The 2,097-nt window shown below is 67.8% G+C and carries 1 protein-coding gene, 2 tRNA genes and 1 pseudogene; 2 read left to right on the forward strand and 2 right to left on the reverse strand.

Annotated features, from left to right (window positions below; translation table 11 throughout):
• Positions 1-61 precede the first annotated feature (61 nt).
• Both tig and ACWD3D_RS36405 read right to left on the reverse strand, forming a co-directional pair.
• Positions 62-1,444: a trigger factor gene (tig, locus tag ACWD3D_RS36400; protein ID WP_451464938.1), complete on the reverse strand. Its 1,383-nt coding sequence runs from the start codon at positions 1,442-1,444 to the stop codon at positions 62-64.
• 148 nt (positions 1,445-1,592) lie between these two features.
• Positions 1,593-1,669, reverse strand: a tRNA-Pro gene (locus ACWD3D_RS36405).
• A gap of 225 nt (positions 1,670-1,894) precedes the next feature.
• Here ACWD3D_RS36405 and ACWD3D_RS36410 point away from each other — a divergent pair.
• Positions 1,895-1,968 (forward strand) — tRNA-Gly (locus ACWD3D_RS36410).
• Between the two features lie 34 nt (positions 1,969-2,002).
• Positions 2,003-2,097, forward strand: a pseudogene (locus tag ACWD3D_RS36415) (LysR family transcriptional regulator); the annotation flags it as partial.

Raw genomic sequence — 2,097 nt, forward strand, 5'->3', positions numbered from 1 at the left:
TCTACGGCGTGATGCGTCCGGGGCCCGTCGTGCGGATCAGTCGTGCCGATCAGAGGGAGGCTCAGGCCTCCGTCTTCTCCTCGGCGGCGGCCTCGTCGGAGTCGGCGGCGGCCGTCTCCTCCTCGACCTCTTCCTCGTCTTCCAGGTCCACGATCTCACCGTTGGTGTCGGTGACCTTCGCGGCCTCGACGACCAGCGCGAGCGCCTTGCCGCGGGCGACCTCGCCGACGAGCATCGGCACCTGGCCACCCTCGACGACGGCCTGGGCGAACTGGTCGGGGCTCATGCCGGAGGAAGCAGCACGCCGCATGAGGTGCTCGGTGAGCTCCTCCTGGTTGACGTTCAGCTTCTCCTTGTTGACGATCTCGTCCAGCAGGAACTGGGTCTTGATGCCCTTGACGGCCTGCTCCGAGGTCTCGGCCTCGAACTCCTCGACGGACTTGCCCTGGATCTCCAGGAACTTCTCCAGGTCGAGGCCCATCTGGCCGAGCTGGTGGTGCTCCAGGTTGTGCTTGCGGGTGTTGATCTCGTCCGCGAGCAGCTTCTCCGGGATCGGGACCTCGGCGAGCTTCAGCAGCTCTTCGAGGACGCGCTCCTGGGCCTGGGTGGCCTGGTCGTACTGCTTGGTGTTCTCCAGGCGCTTGCGGCTGTCGGCGCGCAGCTCCTCCAGCGTGTCGAACTCGCTCGCCATCTGGGCGAACTCGTCGTCCAGCTCGGGCAGTTCGCGGGCGGCGACGGCGGTGACCTTGACGGTGACCTCCGCTTCCTTGCCCTCGGCGGAGCCGCCCTTCAGCTCGGAGGTGAAGGTGGCCTCGCCACCGGCCTCCAGGCCCTTGACGGCCTCGTCGATGCCTTCGAGGAGCTCGCCGGAACCGATGGTGTACGAGACACCGTCGGCCACGCCGTCCTCCAGGACCTCGCCGTCGACCTTGGCCTGCAGGTCGATCGTCACGACGTCACCCTCGGCGGCGGCGCGCTCGACCGGGTTGGTGGAGGCGAAGCGCTCGCGGAGCTGCTCCACGGCCTTCTCGATGTCCTCGTCGCTGACCTCGAGGGCGTCCACGGTGACCTCGATGCCGGAGTAGTCCGGGATCTCGATCTCGGGGCGCACGTCCACCTCGGCGGTGAAGGAGAGCAGCTCGCCGTCCTTCAGCTCGGTGATGTCGACGTCGGGCTGGCCGAGGACATTCAGCTCACCCTCGTTGACCGCCTCGGTGTAGAACTTCGGGAGGGCGTCGTTGACGGCCTCCTCCAGAACCGCACCGCGGCCGAACCGCTGGTCGATGACGCGGGCCGGGATCTTGCCCTTACGGAAGCCCTTCACCGTGACCTGCTGGTTGATCTTCTTGTAGGCCGCGTCGAGGCTGTCCTTGAGCTCCTCGAAGGGCACCTCGATGCTGAGCCGAACCCGGGTCGGGTTCAGGGTCTCCACGGCGCTCTTCACGGTTCGGTCTCCTTGGTGGCTGACTTCGGGGGGTTCCGCGCGCCGCCTGTCGGCGGCTTCGCGGATCGGCCCGGCTCATCAGACACACGGGCACGCACTTTGCATAGTAACGGCAAGGGGGATGACTCCCCCAATGCGATCTTCCTGGTGGTCGGGGTGGCCGGATTCGAACCGACGACCTTCCGCTCCCAAAGCGGACGCGCTACCAAGCTGCGCCACACCCCGTCGGTGCGACACAGAGGGTACATGCAGAAAGGACGCCCTTCCGCCGCTTTCCGGCGGCCCTGCGACAGATGGCCCGCCCCGGCTACGGCAGCGGGCGGGGCGCGTCGGACGCATCGTCGGCCCCACAGCGGTGCGCCCCCGGAATACGGGTGTGCGGGCACCGGCTCCGACCCGCTACGATGCTCTTCGTACCCGGGGCCGGATCGTCGGCGCCGGTGCGCTTGTGCGGGCGTAGCTCAATGGTAGAGCCCTAGTCTTCCAAACTAGCTACGCGGGTTCGATTCCCGTCGCCCGCTCCATGACGAAGGCCCGGTGCCGCGTCCCGTGATCACACGGGCGGAGGGCTTCGAGCCGTCGTTCACGGTGGAGGGCGGTGAGATGGACGCGGTGCTCGGATTCGTACGAGCGGGGCTCGGCATGGCCGTGGT

The organism is Streptomyces sp. NPDC002690, assembly GCF_053592415.1.